The sequence below is a fragment of the Bradyrhizobium sp. ma5 genome (genome assembly GCF_042258955.1).
In the GTDB taxonomy this organism is placed as follows: Bacteria; Pseudomonadota; Alphaproteobacteria; order Rhizobiales; family Xanthobacteraceae; genus Bradyrhizobium.
The window spans coordinates 428,546-448,260 of record NZ_CP170156.1 but is presented as its reverse complement, the minus strand read 5'-3'; the positions used below and the strand labels follow the sequence as shown (position 1 = coordinate 448,260).

Here is a 19,715-nt window from a genome sequence, read left to right as displayed (position 1 = left end):
CGCGTCTCCGGAGAATTCAGGAGGATAGCGTGGAGGCGTCCGGATTGTCGAGGGCGCGGACGAACTGCACGCGATCGAGGTCGCCTTCCCAGTTCGCCACCACCACAGTGGCCACCGCCGTGCCGATGAAGTTGGTCAGCGCACGCGCTTCCGACATGAAGCGGTCGATGCCGAGCAGCAGCGCGATGCTTGCCGCCGGAACATGGCCGATCGAGCCCAGCGTCGCGGCGAGCACGATGAAGCCGCTGCCCGGCACGGCAGCTGCGCCCTTCGACGTCAAGAGGCAGACCACCACGAGACCGATCTGCTGGGCGAGCGACATCGGCGTATCGGTGGCCTGCGCAAGGAACACGCTGGCCATGGTGAGATAGATGCAGGTGCCGTCGAGATTGAACGTATAGCCGGTCGGGATCACGAGGCCGACGGTCGATTCCGCGCAGCCGGCGGCCTTCATCTTGTCGATGAAGCGCGGCATCACCGATTCCGAGCCTGATAGGCCGAGCACCAGCAGCAGCTCTTCGCGGAGATAGCGGATTAGCTTGAAGATGCTGAAGCCGGCAAGCCGCGACACGATGCCGAGCCCGACGATCACAAACAGCAGACAGGTGAGATAGAACACCAGCATGAAGTGCGACAAGGCGACGATCGAGCCGACGCCGTACTTGCCGATGGTGAAGGCCATGGCGCCGAACGCGCCGATCGGCGCGATCCGCATGATCATGCCGATCAGGATGAAGAGGATGTTCGACAGTCTCTCGATCGCCTGCAGCACCGGCTTGCCGCGTTCGCCATAGCGTTGCAGGGCGATGCCGAACAGCACCGCGAAGAACAGCACCTGGAGCGTGTCGCCGCTGGTGAACGCGCCTCCGATCGTCGACGGAATCACGTTCATCAGGAAGCCGACCACGGACTGATCGTGCGACTGGGTCACGTAGGAGGCAACGAGGCGGGAATCCAGCGAAGCCGCCGAGACATGCATGCCGACGCCGGGGCGCGCCAGGTTGATGACAACAAGGCCGATGATCAGCGCCGCTGTCGTGGCGATCTCGAAATAAATAAGGGTTTTGACGCCGATCCGTCCGGCCTTGCGCATGTCGCCAAGGCTCGCAATGCCGTGCACCACCGTGAGGAAGACGATCGGCGCGATCGCCATCTTGATCATCTTGATCAGGGCGTCGCCGAGCGGCTTCAGCGCCGCGCCGACATCCGGCCAGAGATAGCCGACGAGGACACCGAGTGCGATGCCGATCAGCACCTGGACATAGAGACGCGCATGCCACGGCGTCGCGACAGCGTCGAGACGGGTGGCGCCGTCATTGGTGATCGTGGACATGGGCGTCGATCCTCGGGAGTCTTTGATGTTGGCCGCGCGGGAGAGATCATCGGCAGGCGCCAATGCGGCGGCGGGGACGTTGGCGGGCGATTGGCCGAAGCGCAAACGAGTTAAGCTCAGGCAGCGTGACCTCAGCTCACAGGCAGGCGACGGCGGGACGCGGTTGACGGCGCGCCGCGTGAGCCCAACTCACGCTCCGTCAGCATTACTCGTTTGCGGGCGCATCCCGCTTTGACCGACAACGGCAGGGAAGCCGGTGGTCAGCCGGCGCAAGCTGTGAGGAACCACAATGAGCAGACTTTCGGTGGCGGTGATCGGCGCCGGCATGGGGGGACTTGCCTCCGCCGCGGCGCTGAGCCGCGCAGGGGTTGACGTGACGGTGTACGAACAGGCCCAGCGCTTCACGCGGCTCGGTGCCGGCATCCAGATCGGCTGCAACGCCATGAAGGTGATGCGGGCTTGGGACCTCGAGCCCGTGCTGCGCCGCGAGGCGTTCTATCCCCGCTCCTGGAACAACAAGGAATACGACACCGGCGAGGTGCGTTTCGACATGGTGTTCGGTCCAGCCGCCGAGGAGCGCTATGGTGCGCCCTATCTGCTCGGGCATCGCGGCGACCTGCATGCGGCGCTCGCCAGCGCCGTACCCGACAACCTCGTTCGCCTCGATCACAAGCTAACCGCGATCGAGCAGCGCGCCGACCGCTCGGTGGCGCTGACATTTGCCAACGGTCACAGCACGACGGTCGACGCCGTGGTGGCGGCCGACGGCGTGCATTCCTTTGTCAAGGAACGGCTGTTCGGCCGCGACGAGCCGAACTTCACCGGCCGCATCGCCTATCGCACCGTATTCCCGGCGTCGCTGCTCAACGGCTATCCGATCGACGACTGTACCAAATGGTGGGGACCGGATCGCCACATCGTCATCTATTACGTCAAGCCGGACCGCAGCGAGGTCTACTTCGTGACCAGCCAGCCGGAGCCTAACTTCACCGTGGAATCCTGGTCGGCCACCGGCGACGTCGTCGAATTGCGCAAGGCGTTCGAAGGCTTCCATCCCCAGGTCTGCGAGGTGCTGGAGGCCTGCCCGTCGGTGCACAAATGGGCGCTGGTCGACCGCGACCCGCTGCCGCGCTGGAGCGAGGGCAACATCACGCTGCTCGGCGACGCCTGCCATCCGATGACGCCGTACATGGCGCAGGGCGCGGCGATGGCGATCGAGGATGCCGCGGTGCTGTCGCGCTGCCTCAGGGATGTCGAGCGCGACGGCGTTGCCGAGGCCTTCCGCCGCTTCGAGGCAACGCGCAAGCCGAGAGCCTCGCGCGTACAGGCGAGCTCGCGGACCAACACCTGGCTGAAGAACCCGACCGATCCCGACTGGGTCTACGGCTACGACGCCTGGACCACGCCGCTCGCCGAGCCGGCGATGGCCTGACCACCATCCAACAGGAGATGATGATGACCGACGCAAACCCCCGCGGCGAGAAGTTCGAACGCGGCCTCAAGACCCGCCGCACCGTGCTCGGCGACGCCTATGTCGAGCGATCGCTGAAGGCCGCCGACGATTTCAACTGGCCGATCCAGAAGCTCGCGACCGAATATTGCTGGGACGAGATCTGGAATCGCCCAGACCTCGACAAGCGCAGCCGCAGCCTGCTCAACCTCGGCATGATCGCGGCGCTGAACCGGCCGCACGAGCTCAAGGTCCATATCCGCGGCGCGCTCAACAACGGGCTGAGCAAGGCCGAGCTGCGCGAGGTCTTTCTGCAGATCGCGGTCTATTGCGGCATGCCCGCAGGGCTCGACAGCTTTCGTATCGCCAAGGACGTGTTCGCGGAGATGGGCCTTGTCGACTGAAGTCGCTCCGATCGAGATTGCCGCATGGCCGGGCTTCGTCCGGCACGATCTGCAGGGCAAGGCCGGGCGGCTCAGCGTCCGCGTCGGTGGCTCCGAGCGTGGCGCGCCGGTGCTGCTTTGCCATTCGATCCTGACCAGCAGTGCGATCTGGCATCGCGAAGCGCTCGCACTCGCTGCCCGCGGCCATCGCGTGCTCGCGCTCGACAGCAGGGGTCACGGGCAATCCGAGGCGCCGCGCGGTCTCTATGCCATGGATGATCTGGTTGCCGATGCGATCGCTGTGCTCGACCACTTCGGCATCAGGCGAGCTCACGTGATCGGCGTCTCCCAGGGCGGCATGACCGCCTTCGGTCTCGGCGTGCGCCATCCGGACCGCCTGCTCAGCCTGTGCGTGATCGCCGCGCGGGCCGATGCGCCGCCACCATTCGCCGCCGCCTGGGACGACCGCATCGCGCTGGTGCAGGCGCAAGGTATCGCGCCGCTGGCGGCGCCGACCGCCGAGCGCTGGTTCGGACGCGCCTATCTCGCGGCGCATCCGGCGATCGCGACCACGCTGCTCGATTGCATCAACGAGACCGCCCCTGAAGGCTTCATCGGCTGCGCCCGTGCGATCCAGTCCCTCGCCTATCTCGACGGCGTGAAGAAAATGCAGGTGCCGCTGACGATGATCGTCGGCGCAAACGACCAGCTCTTGGTGCAGCCGATGACGGAACTCGCGGCGATGCTGGGTTGCCGGCTGGCGATCATTGCCGACGCCGGACATCTGCCGCAGGTCGATCACCCGGACGAGGTCGACGCCGTGATCGAACGGCATCTGCACCAAGTCGCTCGATCCGCGTGACTGGCTTCCGCCTCCCAGCAAAAATATCGAAAACAACCCCATGCAAAGTACCAGGCGGGCCGCCGCACCTGTGAAATGAACGGCAAGAGCTAGCCGTTGCGGCGCCTCGCCCCGCCGGCGCGCAACCCCACCTGGGCAAATCCAGCGATCATCGGATGCCGGTCAGCCCCGACCACGGTCATCGAACTCGCAAGAAAGCGTCATCCCACCGTCAATTGACCGCGACAAGTTGTCGCGGACAGCGCAGGCGATTCCAAACTCACCGAAAATAGAGGGGCGAACTCATGAGTGGCTTTCGTGACTATTTCCTGTCAACCGCCGCGATCGCGGCGGCCATGCTGGCCTGCGGCGTCGCCGTCGCGCAAGCGGATGACGACAACGATCATTCGCAGCGACACGGCTACAAGCACGTCCTGCTGATCAGCGTCGATGGCATGCACGCCGTCGATCTGAAGCGTTGGGTCGAAAGCCGCCCCGGCGGCAACTTCGCCCAGCTCACCGGAAAGGGCGTCGTCTATCCGAACGCTTTGACCACCGCGCCATCCGACAGCTTTCCCGGCATGCTCGCGCAGGTGACGGGCGCCACGCCGAAGGGCGGCGGCCTGTTCTATGACGACAGCTATGATCGCACCGAATATCCGGCCAAGGCCTTCTATACCAGCCAGGGCCTTAGCGACCCCGGCTGCGTGGGCCCGGCGGGAACCGAGCTCACCAACTTCGAAGCGCTCGACAAGACCTACAATTACTCCAGCGGGCTGGTCGCCGATTACACCGCCGGCGGCACGCTGGGCCAAGTCTACACCCAGCTCGATCCGGATCACATGCAGCGCAAGCTGGTGAACGGCCAGTGCGTGCCGGTCTATCCCCACGACTACGTGCGCACCAACACGGTCTTCGAGGTCATCAAGGAAGCCGGCATGCGCACGGCCTGGTCCGACAAGCATCCGGCCTATGAGGACCTCGCGGGCCCGTCGGGCAAGGGCCTCGACGAGCTCTTCACGCCGGAGATCAACTCGCAGGACACCATCGACGCCGGCGCCCAGCCCGGCGATGACTACACCACGAGTTATACCGGCGTCCGTTCCTACGACTCGCTGAAAGTGAAGGCGGTGTTGAACTGGATCGACGGCTATGACGGCTCGCGGACCGAGCGTAAGCCCGTTCCCGCGATCTTCGGCATGAACTTCCAGGCGGTCAGCGTCGGCCAGAAGCTCGCCAAGGCCGGCCACGCGGATGCCGACAAATCGCTCGTCGGCGGCTATGCCGACGGCAAGGCGACGCCCGGCAATGCGCTCACGCTGCAATTCCAGTTCGTGGACGACGCGCTCGGCAAGTTCGTCAACGAGCTCAAGACGCAAAATCTCTACGATTCGACGCTGATCATCGTCAGCGCCAAGCACGGCCAGTCACCGATCGACGTCAAGGACCGCGTGGCGATCTCCGACGCGCTGTACAGCAAGGCGCCCGGTTTCGGCACCAACGGCTTCGAGATCTGCGATGACGAGGCGCTGGTCTGGTTGTCGCCGGAGCTGCAGCAGGCGACCAATCCGGCGACCGGCCATCCCTACTACGCGGATGCCAAGGCCTACATCCTCGCCCACGCCGCCGATCTGCATATCCAGAAGCTGCTCGACCGCGACGAACTGACCAGGCTCTATGAAGATCCGTTCCACAACAGCCGGGTGCCGGACTTCATCGCCGTCACCGATCATGGCGTCATCTGCACCGGCGGCAGCAAGCTCGCCGAGCATGGCGGCTTCTCCAAAGACGATCGCAACGTGCTGCTGCTGCTCTCGTCGCCGCACATCAAGCATGCGAGGATCGTCGAGGAGACGGCTTTCACCACCCAGATCGCGCCGACGATCCTTCGTGCACTCGACCTCAATCCGCGCAGCCTGCAGGCTGTGCGTGAGGAAGGTGTCGAGGCCTTGAAGATCAAGTGAAGCCGCAAAGGAGCACTGGCTCCAGCTGCGCAACGCACCAAACGGCTTGCACCGGTACACCGTGACCGGGCAAGCCGAGCGGCCTGGCTCACACATCGGCGCCCCTATCGCGGGGCGCCGATGCTGCTTGTCATGAGCGCGTCAGGAGCCGAACTTCCCCCGCAGCATGGGGCCAAGGAGATTCGAGTAATCGTCCGTCCAGAGTGCGCTGGCCGGATCCGGCGACATGGCGGCCCAATGCCGGGCCGCCTCGCCCGCATCCTCGGGCGTGCGCGCAAGCATCACCACCCGGGACGCCGTCCTCAACGTGGTCATGACGTCGCCGGCGGGATGCCCTTCCTTGAAGAGTGCGATCAACCCCTGGGACTGCGCGATATTCGCCATGATCGGCGCGAGATCGAGATGGCGGTTGGAGATATGCACGAGAATGACCCCGTGCGTCGTCAGCCTCGACACATAGCCGGCGATCGCTTCACGCGTCAGCAGGTGGACCGGAATGCTGTCGGACGAGAAGGCGTCCAGCACGATCAGGTCGTAGCGATCGAGTGACGCCTGCAGTGTGAGACGCGCATCGCCGAGCACGAGGCCGGCCTTCGGCGCGCAGCGCGACAGGAATGTGAAGAAGGTTGGATTGCTCGCGATCCGGATCACCTCGGGATCGATCTCGAAGAACGTCCAGTTCTCTGCACCGCGACGGAGGCAGGCGAGCGTGCCGGTGCCGAGCCCGACGACCGCAACCCGTTCGAAGCTGCTGCGGGCACTGCGTGCCGCCGCAACCCCTTCAGCCAGCGGGCTGCCTGGATAGTAGTAGCTCTGAGGCTGAGGCGTTCCCACGACTGGCGTACCGTCGTCGTTCCGCAACCGCTCTGCGCCATGCATCGTGTTGCCGTGGTACAGCAGCCGCGCGCGGCCATCCGCGAGGTCGACCACCGTATGGACCCCGAAGAAGCTGCGCGCGGTCTCGATCGGGGCCATGCCCGGACGCCAGAACGTCGTCAGCATCAGGCCGGTGACCGCCAACCCGGCAAATGACACCGGCCGCTGGCGCAAAAATATCATGCCGGCCGCCAGCAGGACCAGCAAGGCACTGAACGACAGCTCGAAGGAGGCCGGCAACTGCAGTTGCGTCACGTACCAGACCATGGCAAGCGCGATCGCCACCGCCAACCATGGCAACGCCGTGATCAGCGTCTGGCGCGCACCGCCCGCGAACATGCCGGGCAGCGCCAGCAATGCGAGCGCGATCAGGATCGGATATTCGTAGTTGCCGGAGAATAACTGCGGCGCCAGCAGTCCCGCGAAGGCGCCGCCCAGCACACCGCCGAACGAGGTGCACAGGAAGAACTCGGTCAAGCGTTGCGGGTGCGGACGCCGGGCATAGAGCTCGCCATGACAGAGCAGCGCCAACAGCGTGAACACGACGAGGTGGAGCACGATCGTCGTGACCCAGAACACCTTGGCGCCGACCAGACTGATCGCAAGGGGGGCCACGGCGAACGGAACGAGACGCACCACGGTCGCGTGGCTGATCCACGGCCGGTCGCGGAACACGACAACGAAGGTGAACAGATAGAGCGCCAGCGGAATAACCCAGAGAAAGGGCGCTGCCGCGACGTCGGTCGTCAGGTGCGCGGTCACCGCGATGACCAACCCGGACGGAATGGCCGCAAGCGCGATCCACTGCAGCCTGTCGGCCACGCTGACGACCGATGTGTCCGGCGTCGGCGTCACCTTCACGGCACCGTTGCCTCGTCCGAGCACGAAGGCAACCGCTGTGACGAGCAGCGCGAGGACTGCAAAGCCGAACGACCAGATACTCGCCTGCATATTCAGCGCCAGCAGTGGCTCGACAACGGCGGGATAGGCAAACAGGGCCGCGAACGAGCCAAGATTCGATGCGGCATAGAGCACATAGGGATTGTCGGCATCGCGATGGCCGCTTCCGGCGAACCAGCTCTGCAGCAAGGGCGCGCTCGCCGACAATGCAAAGAACGGCAGGCCGATTGACGCAGCGAACAGTCCGAACAACCAGAGCGCGGTTCCATCGGCCGGTGGCGCACCCCAATTGGGCGCGATCGCAATCGGCAAGGTCATGGCCGTGACGGCGAGCAGGAGCAGGTGGACGAGGCCCGCGCGCTGCGGCCCGAACAACCGGCCGAGCAGATGTGCATAGGCATAGCCGGCGAGCAGGACGGCCTGGAAGAACACCATCGCCACCGACCAGACCGAAGGTGCGCCGCCGAGCTTCGGCAGCACCATTTTCGCGAACATCGGCTGAATCAGGAACAGCAGCAGCGCGGATACAAACACCGTCGCCACGCTGAGGAACGGCAGCAGGCGCGTATCATCGGCAGAACGCGATACCTCCGGAAGCGTGCGATCCGGCGCGTTCTCAAAAAGTGACATTCGTTGGCCCTTGCAATCTTTGCTTGCAAGGTAGTTAGCCGCGCCTAAGCAAGGGTTAATCGCAGTTCAGGGAGCGCGTATCGGCGACGGAGAAACAGTTTTGCCAATCGAACCTCCGCCGGTGCCCCGTCACCTCTTGTCCAGCGTCCCCTCAACACCGGAGCCAAACCGCACCCAGTTCTGCCCATCGAACTTCTGCAATTGCATTCGCTCGATCGGGTAGTGGTCACTTGGCGATGTCGTCAACGCAATATCCGGAAGAAGCATGTCGAGGTGAACCCCGTTCAAAGCCTCGGCCTGCCGCATGACGTTGGCGCGCGTCAGGTCATCCCCGCATTGCTTGAGCACGTCGACCAGCGCCTGCGCAGCGTTGTATCCATAGACCACGTAAGAGTTGTCCTTATCCTCGCCCGGCATGTGCTCGGCCATGAAATCGGAGAATCGCTTCAAGCCGGGGTCGTCCTTCCAGGCCGCATCCGCGGGGTCCTTGCTGTAGCCCGCGGTGATGATGTCTCTGGCGTTCTCGAGGCCGGCGGGCTTCAGCACGGCGCTGATCGACTGCGAGTTTCCATGCAGGATCTGCACCGGCTTCCAGCCGATCTCTGCGGCTTTCTTGATGGCCTGGGCCGCGAATTTCGCGGAGGCGAAATTGACGAAGATGCTCGCGCCGGAGAATTTCAGCTTCACGAGCTCGGAATCGATCGTCGGTGCGCTCGTCTCATACGTGACCTCGGCGACGATGTTGCCGGCCCCTTCGCCCAGACCGTCTTTCAAGCCCTTGATATTGTCTCGTCCGAAGTCGTCATTGGACGACAGCACGGCAATCTTTCCGTTGGGATAGTTTTCGCGCAGGTATTTCCCGTAGATGCGCGTTTCGCTCTGGTAGCTCGGCTGGAAACCCATCGACCAGGGATATGCCTTGTGGTCGCCGAACACGGTTGCGCCCGCCGCGATAAACAGCTGCGGTACCTTTTTGGCGTTGACATATTTGATGACCGACATGGTGGTCGGCGTACCGAGCTGATTGAAGAGCAGCAGCACCTCGTCGCTCTCGATCAACTTGCGGGTCTGCTCGACAGTCTTCGGGGGACTATAGGCATCATCATAGGAGATGAACTCGATCTTGCGGCCGTTGACCCCGCCCTGATCGTTGATCATCTTGAAGTAGGCGGCTTCGGTCCTGGCGATGATGCCGTTCGAGGACAGCGGTCCACTATAGGGAGCCGTGTTGCCGATCTTGATCGCTGTATCGGATGCGCCGGTATCGTAGCGTTTCTCCTCGTGAGCCGAGCCTGGCGCCGCAACGGCCAAGCCGATAGCGATCGTCAACGCGACACCCAAACAAGCGGATCTCGCCTCGCGCGCGTGCCGTGGCATCTGCTTCCTCGCGATTTGGTTTTTGATCGGCAATCAGCCGGGCGCTACGCCGTCTTCAGGTCGAATTCGAAACGGGTTCCCCACGTCGTCAGCTGATCGATCGTCCACACGCGCGGACGTTGCGGAAATGCCTGGTGCCACGGCCGCGGCTCGAAAATATCGAGTTCGGGAACGAGCACGTCCATGTCGGAGTAGAGCTCGATCAGAAAGCGGCTGGGGTCATAGTGATAGGAGGCAAGGTTGTGGCCCGCGGTGTGCCGCGACGGGCCCCAGAGCATCGGATGGCCTGTCGTCGCCAGAAAATCCGCCGCATCGTGATGCGCGGCGCGGCTGCGCAGCTCAAAGGCGAGGTGATGAACGCGCGCCTCCGGTGCCGCGATGATGTTGAGCACGTGATGATCGTGGTTGCAGGTCAGGAACGTGGCTATCCCCTCGAACCAATCGGTTGCACGAAACCCGATCGCGGAACAGAATTTGATCAGCTTGTCCGCCTCCGGTGCCATCAGGGCGACATGTCCAAGGCGCGTCGGAATGACGCCCGAGGTGCGGAAGCCGGGACCGGGCATGGCCATCTCCGGCACCAAATGAAGCGTGTGCCCGGCAACGACGACCTCCACCAGGCTCGGAACGCCCGGCCGCACGTCGCTCTTTCTTTCCGCAGAAAGTCCGAGATCGCGCAGCGAGCGGATGGTCTCGTCGACCGCCTCCTGACCGATCCTGAGGCCCAGCGCGGTGAGGCGCTTTTCGGATGCCGGCTTGATCGTGATGTTGTGGTGATCGACACCGAGGCTGAAATAAATGCGGCCGTCGGAGCCGCGCTCGGTCGGCGTTGCACCGATCACTTGATCATAATAGGCGAACTCCTGCTCTGCGGCAGGCGTATCGAGATCGACATAGGCGATTTGGAAAGCGCGGGTCATGGTTTTTCCTCCAGCGTCGCTGCGACTGCTTCTGCGTCGTAGCCATAAAGTCTGTTCATTGCCTCGGGGCTGCCGTGCACACCGCGCGTGGCGAGGACTTGATCCCTCTCGAACTGCTGCGGTCCATCAGGCATGTGGAAGGTCGTGGAATTGGCGCGGGATCTCTCCTGCACCTCAGTCGCACGCGGCTTGCGCAAGGTGACGTAGGCCCGGAACGCGGACGGAATGTCGAACGCTGCGTGTTTCAGGCAGGCCGCCAGCGCCGCGCCGTCCTCGATCGCCTGTGCGGCGCCCTGTGCCATGAACGGCAACATGGGATGACAGGCGTCCCCAAGGAGCGCGATACGCCCTTGCGTCCATTCCGGAAATGGATTGCGATCGAACAACGCCCATTTGAACGTCTCATCGACCGCGTTGAGGATCGTCGCAAGCTGCGGATGCCACCCTTCGTAGATCTCGACGGCATCGGAGATCGAACCGCGGTCGGACCACTGCTCCCGCGTCCAGGTCGCCGCTTCGCTCACCGCGACAAAATTCAGGAAGCGCCCGGCGCCGACGAAGTAGTGGACAAAGTGTCCGCCCGGCCCCACCCAGTTGGTGACATCGAGTGGCAGGTCGAGATGCGCGACGCGTTCCACAGGCGCGAGCCCGCGATACGCGATCTGCCCCGAGAACCTCGGCTTCTCCTCGCCGAACAGGCATTCGCGAACCCTGGAGTGGATTCCGTCGGCGCCGATCAGCAGATCGCCGCGCGCGGACGTGCCATCGTCAAAATGCGCGGTCACGCCGCTGTCGTCTTGCTCGACATGGACCAGACGGCGTCCGAGCTTGATCTCCTTGCGGCCGAACGCGTCCGTCAGGAGGGCGATGAGGTCCGCCCGGTGAAAATGGTAGTAGGGCGAACCATAGCGGTGCTCGAGGACGTCGCCCAATTCCTCGCGCCCCAGCACACGACCGTCCTGCCAGCGACGAAACACCACCGCGGCGGGGCGAACGGCGGCGCGCGCCATGGCGTCGCCAAGCCCGTAGCGGCACAGCAGCCGGGAGGCGTTGGGGCTGATCTGGATGCCTGCGCCGACCTCGCGTTGCGCCATGGTCTGCTCGAACAGGGAAACGTCGAGACCAGCCCGGCGCAGCGCAATGGCGGCGGCCGTGCCGCCGATACCGGCGCCGATCACCAGCGCATGCAGCCGCTTCACCGCGCGCCTCCCCAGCCGAGAGCGGTTGCGAGGATCGCGTCGGCATTGGGCGCCTTGCCGTCCGTACCGCGCCACGCGATGTGATGGTCGGGGCGCACCAGCAGCATGTCGCGGCCATAGACGCCCTTCAGATCGGGCTCGTCGAGTTGTAGGATCGACAGCGGGATCCGTCGTCGCGCCGCGGCATCGACGAAGGGTGACAGGTCGGCGCCGCGGAAATCGATCAGCGTGAAGTGCGTACCGAGCCGATCGTACAGCGCCGTCCCGTCCTTGAGATATGTGCTGGGCAGGCGGGCACCGGGCGTGGTCGTCGGCTTGTAGACGACCGGATCGAACGGAAATGGAGCGGCGTCGCCGCTGGCGACGATCGGCGATCCCTCATAGACAAAGCCGTGTTCGATCCCGAAACATTCGTTCTCTGCGTTGCCGAGTCTCGCAAGCTCGGCACCGACTTCGGCGCGCCGCACGGGATCTTCGCTGTTGTCGCCTTGCAGCAGGTTTCCGTAGGCTTCGGCAATCTGCATCCGCACCTGCATGTGGCGGCCGGACGCGTCGCGATTTCGTGCGGCGACGGGGCGCCGCTCGACTTCGTACGAGGCAAGGAGACCGAGCCCGCCGAAACCTTGCAGCGTTGCAGCCAGTTTCCAGCCGAGGTCGATGGCGTCGCCGACCCCGGAGTTCATCCCGTAGCCGCCGGTCGGAATGAACTGATGCGCGGAGTCGCCGGCGAGCAGGACCCGTCCCTTGCCATAGGATTCGGCGACAAGGAGATGCGGCGTCCATGCATTGGCGACCAGGATCTCGAAAGCAAACGGCCGGCCGGCATAGGCCTCGACGAGCGCGCGTGGATCGAGCTTGCTCGCATCCTGCCCGGGCAGCACGGGAACATGCACGGTCCAGATATCATCATCGTTCTGCGCAATCATGGTTCCAAGCGGCGACTGGTAGTGCCAGGCGACACCCCAGCGCTGCAACAGCTCGCGCTCGGTCGATCGAAAGTGGATCATGTAGAGCTCGCCGACGCGCGACTGCCCCTCCAGCGCGATATCCAGTCCCGCGCGAACGCGGCTGGATCCGCCGTCGCAACCTATGAGATACTGGCAGCTTACCTGCTCTTGCGCGCCACTCCCCTGCTCTCGCAGTGTCGCGACGACGCCGTCGTCCTTCGCTTCAAAGCTTTCAAAGCCGACGCCGAACCGCACCTCGACTTCCGAACGGGTGTCGATCGCCTGCTTCAGAACAGGTTCGATCTCGACTTGCGAAACGCGCATCGGCGGTTCGAGCGGCTGAGTGCCGTCGTTCCTGGTTCGGCTGTGCTTTCGAAACTCGCTCGGGGTCATGTACCGGAAGCGATGCAGCTCATATCCAGCAAGGCTCGTGATCCAGGAGACATCGAAGGGATGATCTTCCGCTACCGCGACCTTTCGCAACGCCTCCGACAGGCCGAACCGGCGGAACAGCTCCATGCTGCGGCTGTTGGTGATGTCCATCTTCGGGTGACGGGTCGTCGTCGCATTCCGCTCGACCAGCATGGAGCGAATGCCGAAATGGGCCAGCACATTCGCAAGCGTCATCCCGACGGGACCGCCACCTGCAATCAAAACCGGAACCGATTTCATTGTTTCCTCCCATAAGGACCGGCGGCGGATTATTTTGTGTTGCCGCTTCCGCACCAGGCCAGATCAAGATCTGGCCTGACCGACTCCCTCAACTCCGGGCACTGTGCGCATCGACCTCGGCCAGGCTTTCACCCTCCTGGCGATCGATACGACGTCCGTTCGCGGCCGCGTACAGCGACGCCGGCGAAGGTCAGGCAGCTGCGCGTACCGCATCATCGCCCTCTTGCACGATCGGATTGCGGAGCACCCCCAATCCCTCGATCTCGATCTCGCAGACGTCGCCGGGCTTCATGTAGAGCGGCGGCTTGCGGGCTGCGCCGACGCCGGACGGCGTGCCGGTCACGATCAGATCTCCCGGATACAAGGTTATACCCTCGCTGATCAGCGCGACCAGCGTTGCGACGTCGAAGATGAGATGGGAGGTCGATGTCTTCTGCATCACCGTGCCGTTCAAGCGCGTCTCGAGCGTCAGGCCGCTGGCACCGGGCGGAAGTTCGTCAGCCGTCACGAGCGCGGGTCCGAACGCGCCGGTGCCGTCGAAGTTCTTGCCCATGGTCCATTGCGGCGTCCGGAACTGATAATCCCGGATCGTGCCGTCATTGAAGATCGAATAACCGGCGACGTGATCGAGCGCCGCGGACTGCGGGATGTGGCGGCCGCCGCGCCCGATGACGGCGACGAGTTCGCCCTCATAGTCGAGCGCGGCCGAGACCTTCGGTCGCACGATCGGCGCGCCGTGGCCGATGAGGCTCGACGAGAACCGGCCGAACAGCGTGGGGTAGTCGGGTTGCTGGATGCTGCTTTCGGCGGTGTGGTCCGCATAGTTCAACCCAACACAGATGATCTTGCCGGGTGAGGACAGCGGCGGAAGGAAACTCACGGCTTCCGGATCGAGCGGCTCGCCCGTGAGAAGAGCGGCTGCGAGATCCTTCAGTCCATCATGCCCGCCGGCAAGGGCGCGCTCGAGCCGGCCATGCGCTGCGCCGTCATCAAGTCCCCGATATCGACCGGCCGGATCGGCCACCGCGAGGCCCCGCCTCGCGTTTCTTTCGTAAGCGATGAACCGCATGGGGTGTTTCCTCCGTGTTCGTCTCCTGTAACACGTAAAATGCATATTGCAAATAAAAATGCATAATTCTGAAAGCGTGCATATTTTAAATGACTCGGATCACCCCTTTTGTTATGGCTAAGCCCATGGAATCACCGACGAGTCTGACCCACGGGGCCTATGCCAAGCTTCGCGCCCAATTGCTGGCGTGCCGCTTCGCGCCCGGAGAAAAGCTGAAGATCGACGATCTGTGCCGCCGCTTCGAGGTCGGCTCGAGCGCCGTGCGCGAGGCACTGTCGCGGCTCGCATCAGAAGGCTTTGTGGTCAGCGAACCGCAACGCGGCTTCCGCGTGGCGCCGTTGTCCGTCGATGCGCTGAGCGACCTCACGAATGTTCGATGCAGCATCGAGGAACTGTGTCTTCGGGGTGCGATCGAGAAAGGCGGGATCGAGTGGCAGACGCAGGTGGTCGCTGCGCTACATCGCCTGTCGCACACGCCGGTATGGGCAGATAAGGCCGCGCGGCGTTACAGCGAAGAATATGCGCGGGCGCACGAGATTTTCCATGAAGCGCTCGCAGCGGGATGCGGCAGCCCCTGGCTGCTTCATCTGCGCGCGACGCTTTACAATCACTCCGAACGCTACCGCGCGTTTTCCGGTCCTTTGTCCAAGGTGGACAGAGACCTGGACAGGGAACATCGGGAGATTGCCGAGGCCACCTTGGCGCGGGACAGCGAACGCGCCGTCACGCTGATGAACAAGCACCTGCAGATGACCACGAAGGTCATCCTCGATTCCGTATTGGCCGGCGAGCCGGCTCCGGAATCGGCAAAGGCGAGACCAGGCGACGCTCACCTGCCTGAAAGCCTGCCGCGCAAAGGCGGCGCGCCGGTCTGACGCGGCATCGACGGCGGGGCGCGCATACGCGCATCGCTTTTCCGTGACGATCCTGCGCCGGAGCGCTATGCTTTAGCGGAATCCTCCGCCGGCCCAATCGCCGCCCGCCAGACTGCAATTGCAGTCTCCACGAGTGAATTCGATGCAGAAGTCACCCGCGCTTGAAACGGATCCCGGCTTTGCCCGAATGAACGTGCCGGACGTTCGGATCAATTACGATCCGATCGATCCAGACCAGTTCGACCGGCCGATTGTCGCCATGTCCATCGAGACAGGTCAGGGGAATGAGGAGCTGCCGCTCCATTCGCACAGAAAGGGCCAGCTGGTGGTGGCCTCTCATGGATCGGTCATGTGCCGCGCGCCGGGAGGACTGTGGATCGTTCCGCCGCAGGGTGCCGTATGGATACCCGCCGGAGTCCTGCACAGCAACTGCATGTCGGAGGCGAAAAAGGTCTACGTCGTCTTCATCGATCCGCAGGCGAGCGCGCTTCCGACCACATGCTGCACTTTCACGATATCGTCGCTGGTCCGCGAACTGATCCATCGATTGTCGGTATTCCCGCCGCTGTATCCGATCGAGGGACCGACAAGCCGACTTGGGCGCGTCCTGCTCGACGAACTGGTCCAGATGTCGACCGAACAGATGTATCTGCCGATCTCCCCTGATAGCCGGCTTCAGCATCTGGCCGCATCTCTGCTCGATGATCCTGCCGACCGGAGTACAGTCGACGAACTGGCCGCCCGATACGCCATGAGCGAGCGCACCTTCGCCCGGCTGGTGTTGAAGGAAACCGGAATGACATTCGGGCGCTGGCGACAGCGCCTCCACATCCTTGTCGCGCTCCAGCGGCTATCGACCGGATCTTCCGTCCAGGCGGTCTCGCTCGATCTGGGCTATGAAACGCCGAGCGCCTTCATCACCATGTTCAAGAAGACAATGGGCAAGAGCCCTCGTCGCTTCCTCGCCGAGCGGTCGAGCTTCGTCAGCCATGAGCCGTTCGAATAGGCAGCAGGTTGCGGCTTCGGATCCTGAAGCCGCGGCCGGCAATGCCCTATCTCGAATTGAACGGCACCAGCGGGTACTGAAGGGTTGCCTCGGCCACGGCTTGCGGCGCCACCACGCGAGGCTTGCCATTCTGTCCCTGCAGCAGGGTCACATCGCTTCCCATATTCTGACCACTGGCATCGAACCTGATCCTGCCGCTGGACATCAGGATCGGCGTCATGTCGGTCGCCTTGAGCGCGGCATGGATAGCAGCCGATTCAGATGAGCCGGCGCGGCTCACCGCGTCCGCAACGATCTGTACGGCTTCGAACGCACATCCTGAATTGGCGTCAAGCCAGTCGTTTGGATAGTCGGCTGCGAATTGCTTGAGGATCGCCGCGGCGTCGGGGGCCTTCGGGTTGGACCACAGCGTCGACAGGATCGCGCCGTCGCCGTATTTGCCCAATGCGTCGTAGTATGCCTTGTCTTGCACGCCATTCGAGTTCGGCGAGAAGATCAGCTTGGGATTCCACCCCTGCTTGACGCATTCCCGGATGATCATGATGGCATCGTTGACGCGCGTCACCGATATCAGTGCGTCGGCGCCCGAGGCTTTTGCCTTGGCCACCTCGACTGAGAGATCCCTCGCCTTCTCGTCGTATGGGATGTACTGGGCGATCTTCAGAGGCACATCGACCTCCTTCCACGCCTGATCGATGCTGGCCGCGGTTGATTGCCCCATCGTGTTGTTGAGATGCATGATGGCCGCGCTCGTCGGCACATCCTTGAGCGGCGACAACAGCGACTTCAGTTCGATCAACGACTTCCTGACGACCGTCAGCGACGTCGGATAATAGCGAAAGACCTGGGTGAAGCCCTGCGAAGTCACCTGGGTCGCGCTCGCGATATGGACCACCATCGGGACTTTCGCGGCCTCCGCGGCCTGCAATGCAGATATGGTTGCGCCCGAGTCCCAGGCTCCAATGAGCACCGTGCAACCCTGCCGGATCAGGTTTTCGGCCGCAATTCGCCCGTTCTCCGGTCTGCTCTGCGTGTCGGCATGGATGACTTCCATGTCTATTCCGAATTTCTCCTTGGCAAACTTCGCGCCGGCGTCGATCCCGCGCACGCAGGCCTGGCCGGGAAACGCCAGGACGCCGCTGCTCGGATTGATCGCGCCGACCCGTACCTTGCCGGGGAGATTTGCCCTTGCCGGCCACGATACGAGCCCTGCGGCGGCGCCCACGCCACTGCCGAGCAATGCACGACGCGTCAGGCCATTTTCGTTGCTAGTCTTCATGTGACGTTCCCCCTCAGTCGGCTGCATGAATATTGCGGCGATCAAATCAAGAACTCGATGACGGGCAGCGCACGCGACACGCGCCGGGCGCGCGCCTCTCGCAGCAGGTGCGCCCGTTCAAGTCACGTCTTCATCTCGGCCTTGACAAGATCGTCTTCACTCTCGTCGTAGAGCGTATCGATCAACGACCGATATCTCTCGGTAATCTGCTTCCGGCGCTTCTTCCTGGTCGGCGTCATCACGCCATTCTCGGGAGACAGCTCTTCCGGCAGGATCCGGAACGCCTTGATCTGCTCGGCTCTGGCCAATTTGCTGTTGGCCTTGCCGATCTCGCCTTCGATCATCCGGACGACGATTTCGGAGTTCGCCAGATCCGCGTACTGCGCGATTTGAAGATCCCGCGATCTCGCCCACTCCATCGTCGCAACGGCGTCGACTTCGATCAACGCGGTGAGATACTTCTTTCCTTCGCCGATCACCGCGGCTTCGGAGATGAACGGACTGTGCCGGATTTCATTCTCGATCTGCGTCGGGCTGATGGATTTTCCGTTCGACGTGTTGATGATCTCTTTCTTCCGATCGACCAGCTTGAAGAGGCCTGTGGGGCCGATATCGACGATGTCTCCGGTGTAAAGCCAACCATCGCTCAGCGCCGATTTCGTTTCCTCAGGCTTGTTCCAGTACCCGACGAACAGCCCCGGTCCCCGGACGATCATCTCCCCGTCCTCGAGAACCGCCGTCTCCCAGGCCGCATCGTGCACGGGCACGCCAACGGTGCCGGCTTCCGGCCATTCCGCCATCTGGACCAGATTGGCGCCGACCAGCTCGGTCTGGCCGTAGCATTCCTTCAACTGCAGGCCCCATAGCTGCCAGAGGGACATGAGCTCGGACGGCATCGCAGCCGACGACGTGTAGGTGACCGCGAGTTCCTCGAACCCGACTTCGGCGAGCAGCGGACGGAAGATCTGGTCCTGGCAGACCGCGAACAGCGCCGATATCAGGGGATCCGGCGTGCCGCCGGCCTGGCGGTCGTCGAGCGCCTTGCGCGCGATCGTCATCGCGAACTGATAATCCTGCTTCTGCTTCGCCGATCCGGAATGGACTTTGCTGAGGATCTGGGTGGCGAACCGCTGATAGAAGCGGGGCGGTGCCGTGAAGTAGGTCGGCTTCACCTCCTTGATGGTCTGGGCAAACTCCATGCTGGTCTCGCCGAAATGCGGCACCAACCGGGCCAGCAAAGGCAAGGTCGTCGCCTGCGCACGCGCCACCGTATGCGACATCGGCAGATGCACGACGACGCGATGGGTGTCGGAACGCATCCGCGGGCTGAACGTCGTCACGCTGTGCGCACCGGCGAGCAGCGACAGATGGGTCAGCATCGCGCCCTTCGGAAAGCCCGTGGTGCCGGATGTGTACCCAATGCTGACCAAATCGCTCGCCTTGGCTTGCGCGGCCTGCTTGCGAAGAAAGACGTCGGCATCGACCGAGATCCCCTCGCAAAAGTCCCCGAGCGAGACGACGTTCGCCGCCGCACCCGCCCCAGTCCACGCCGGATCGAGCACGATGATCTTCCGCAACCTCTCGGCCTGGCCGGAGGCCAGGACGATGCCGAGCTGAAGCTCGCTGCCGACAAAGACGAAGGAGGTTCCGGAATCGCTCAGGTAATAGCCGACTTCCTCCGGCGACGAGGTGAAGTACACGCCGACCATGACGCCGCCGGCGCAGATCGTCGCCATGTCGGCCAGCAGCCATTCCTGGGACACATCGCCCATGATGGCCGCACGATCACCGCACTCGAATCCGGCCTGCTGCAGGGCGGCCGCCAGATTGGCCACCTGATCGGAATACTGCCGCCAGGTCGCGGCGATCCATTCGCCGCGACGCTTTTGCTTGTAGGCGACCGCCTCGGGCTGCTCCGCCCTTCGCGCGCTCAGAAGCTGCGGGATGGTCACCTCGACGAGTTGAGCTCCCGACGTGATGGATTCGACGTCCAT

General features: G+C 63.5%; 15 protein-coding genes. 6 read left to right on the top strand and 9 right to left on the bottom strand.

Annotation, left to right across the window (positions count from 1 at the left end; genetic code table 11):
* Positions 1-16: 16 nt before the first annotated feature.
* Positions 17-1,333 carry a dicarboxylate/amino acid:cation symporter gene (locus tag ACE103_RS02045; protein WP_375778144.1) on the bottom strand — a complete coding sequence of 439 codons (1,317 nt, stop codon included), beginning with the start codon at positions 1,331-1,333 and terminating at the stop codon, positions 17-19.
* A gap of 289 nt (positions 1,334-1,622) precedes the next feature.
* Here ACE103_RS02045 and ACE103_RS02040 point away from each other — a divergent pair, with 289 nt between their 5' ends.
* From ACE103_RS02040 to ACE103_RS02025, 4 genes are all read left to right on the top strand, one after another.
* Positions 1,623-2,765, top strand: coding sequence for an FAD-dependent monooxygenase (locus ACE103_RS02040; RefSeq protein ID WP_375778143.1), 1,143 nt, complete (start codon positions 1,623-1,625; stop codon positions 2,763-2,765).
* Positions 2,766-2,788: 23 nt separating this feature from the next.
* Complete coding sequence (locus ACE103_RS02035; protein WP_375778142.1) at positions 2,789-3,187, top strand: carboxymuconolactone decarboxylase family protein; 399 nt, start codon at positions 2,789-2,791, stop codon at positions 3,185-3,187.
* Positions 3,177-4,028 (top strand): alpha/beta fold hydrolase, encoded by an 852-nt coding sequence (locus ACE103_RS02030; RefSeq protein ID WP_375778141.1) that lies wholly within the window; start codon positions 3,177-3,179, stop codon positions 4,026-4,028. Before ACE103_RS02035 ends, ACE103_RS02030 begins: the two co-directional genes overlap by 11 nt.
* Before the next feature lie 284 nt (positions 4,029-4,312).
* The gene (locus ACE103_RS02025) at positions 4,313-5,971 is read left to right on the top strand and encodes an alkaline phosphatase family protein (RefSeq protein WP_375778140.1); all 1,659 of its coding nucleotides are present in this window, start codon (positions 4,313-4,315) and stop codon (positions 5,969-5,971) included.
* Between the two features lie 141 nt (positions 5,972-6,112).
* Here ACE103_RS02025 and ACE103_RS02020 read toward each other — a convergent pair whose 3' ends face one another.
* The 6 genes from ACE103_RS02020 to ACE103_RS01995 all read right to left on the bottom strand — a co-directional run bounded on the left by ACE103_RS02020 (position 6,113) and on the right by ACE103_RS01995 (position 14,561).
* Positions 6,113-8,377 carry a fused MFS/spermidine synthase gene (locus ACE103_RS02020; RefSeq protein WP_375778139.1) on the bottom strand — a complete coding sequence of 755 codons (2,265 nt, stop codon included), beginning with the start codon at positions 8,375-8,377 and terminating at the stop codon, positions 6,113-6,115.
* Positions 8,378-8,506: 129 nt separating this feature from the next.
* Entirely contained in the window at positions 8,507-9,754 is a 1,248-nt protein-coding gene (locus ACE103_RS02015; protein WP_375778138.1) for an ABC transporter substrate-binding protein, read from the bottom strand.
* A gap of 44 nt (positions 9,755-9,798) precedes the next feature.
* Complete coding sequence (locus ACE103_RS02010; protein WP_375778137.1) at positions 9,799-10,674, bottom strand: VOC family protein; 876 nt, start codon at positions 10,672-10,674, stop codon at positions 9,799-9,801.
* Positions 10,671-11,873, bottom strand: a complete 1,203-nt coding sequence (locus ACE103_RS02005) for an FAD-dependent monooxygenase (protein ID WP_375778136.1) — start codon at positions 11,871-11,873, stop codon at positions 10,671-10,673. The genes ACE103_RS02010 and ACE103_RS02005 overlap by 4 nt, the downstream gene beginning before the upstream one ends.
* Positions 11,870-13,492, bottom strand: coding sequence for an FAD-dependent monooxygenase (locus tag ACE103_RS02000; RefSeq protein ID WP_375778135.1), 1,623 nt, complete (start codon positions 13,490-13,492; stop codon positions 11,870-11,872). Before ACE103_RS02000 ends, ACE103_RS02005 begins: the two co-directional genes overlap by 4 nt.
* 190 nt (positions 13,493-13,682) lie before the next feature.
* Positions 13,683-14,561 (bottom strand): fumarylacetoacetate hydrolase family protein, encoded by an 879-nt coding sequence (locus tag ACE103_RS01995; protein ID WP_375778134.1) that lies wholly within the window; start codon positions 14,559-14,561, stop codon positions 13,683-13,685.
* A gap of 125 nt (positions 14,562-14,686) precedes the next feature.
* Here ACE103_RS01995 and ACE103_RS01990 point away from each other — a divergent pair, with 125 nt between their 5' ends.
* Together ACE103_RS01990 and ACE103_RS01985 are read left to right on the top strand one after the other, a co-directional pair.
* Positions 14,687-15,436 (top strand): GntR family transcriptional regulator, encoded by a 750-nt coding sequence (locus ACE103_RS01990; protein ID WP_375778133.1) that lies wholly within the window; start codon positions 14,687-14,689, stop codon positions 15,434-15,436.
* Positions 15,437-15,578: 142 nt separating this feature from the next.
* The gene (locus tag ACE103_RS01985) at positions 15,579-16,442 is read left to right on the top strand and encodes a helix-turn-helix domain-containing protein (protein WP_375778132.1); all 864 of its coding nucleotides are present in this window, start codon (positions 15,579-15,581) and stop codon (positions 16,440-16,442) included.
* 46 nt (positions 16,443-16,488) lie between these two features.
* Here ACE103_RS01985 and ACE103_RS01980 read toward each other — a convergent pair whose 3' ends face one another.
* Positions 16,489-17,721 carry an ABC transporter substrate-binding protein gene (locus tag ACE103_RS01980; protein ID WP_375778131.1) on the bottom strand — a complete coding sequence of 411 codons (1,233 nt, stop codon included), beginning with the start codon at positions 17,719-17,721 and terminating at the stop codon, positions 16,489-16,491.
* Positions 17,722-17,843: 122 nt separating this feature from the next.
* A complete protein-coding gene (locus tag ACE103_RS01975; RefSeq protein WP_375778130.1) occupies positions 17,844-19,715 on the bottom strand; it encodes an AMP-dependent synthetase/ligase in 1,872 nt (623 codons plus the stop codon).